The 1,062-nt window shown below is 29.8% G+C and carries 1 protein-coding gene; it reads left to right on the top strand.

The genetic code is table 11. The features are described 5' to 3' along the window. Window positions 1-126: 126 nt before the first annotated feature. Window positions 127-1,062: non-hydrolyzing UDP-N-acetylglucosamine 2-epimerase (gene wecB / locus VXQ92_RS20885; protein WP_416683056.1), on the top strand; the 936-nt coding region annotated here is incomplete at its 3' end.

The following is a 1,062-nucleotide window of genomic DNA, read 5'->3' as shown; positions in this document are numbered from 1 at the left end:
TTGTTGATAGCCTCGCGATATCATACAAAACGCTCATTTACGCAATAATCTGATTAATATTTTAGATTTTGCATGTTCTGTTTATTTATTCTGAACTATCTAGAAAAAGGAATAATTTACTTCATTATGATTAAAGTTCTTATCTCATTTGGAACGCGTCCTGAAGCTATTAAAATGGCACCTGTAATCCAATGTTTAAAAAAAGACAATAGATTCGATGTTAAAGTATTAGTAACAGCTCAACATAGAGAGATGCTTGATCAAGTATTAGAAGTTTTTAAAATAACTCCTGATTTTGATTTAAATTTAATGAAAGCTAATCAAAGTTTAAATCAGCTTTCTGCAAATATTTTACAAAATATGGATAGTATTTATCAGAATTTTAGACCACATATATTATTAGTGCATGGTGATACATTGTCTGCATTTGTGGTGGCTCAATCTGCATTTTATAATCAAATTGATATTGGTCATGTTGAGGCTGGTTTAAGAACTTATAATTTAAAGTCGCCTTGGCCTGAAGAAGGTAATAGACAACTAATTTCTAAAATTTCAAATTTACATTTTGCTCCCACTGAGTTGGCTGCTGAGTGCTTAAAAAAAGAAAATATTCAGTTAGATAATATATATATTACGGGGAATACTGTAGTAGATGCATTATTAAGTGTTTCTGACCAAATTTTACCTTTACCTATAAAATATAATGGTAGTAAGTGGAACTTGGATGAAAAAATAAAAAAAATTCTGATCACAGGGCATAGACGTGAGAATTTTGGTCAAGGTTTTATTAATATTTGTCAGGCTATAAAAGATTTAGCCTTAAAGTCTCCCGCAATTGAGTTTATTTATCCTGTTCATTTAAATCCTAATGTGAAAGATATTGTTTTTAGTTATCTAACTGATATTAAAAATATTATTTTATTACCACCACAGTCTTATTTAGAATTTATTAATTTAATGAAACATAGTTATCTAATTTTGACAGACTCTGGGGGAATTCAAGAGGAAGCACCAAGTCTGGGGGTGCCAATTCTAGTAATGCGAGATACTACTGAAAGACAA

The organism is Acinetobacter sp. 228, assembly GCF_048147885.1.
The sequence above is the reverse complement of the archived record's forward strand: the minus strand, read 5'-3'. Positions and strand labels throughout refer to the sequence as shown.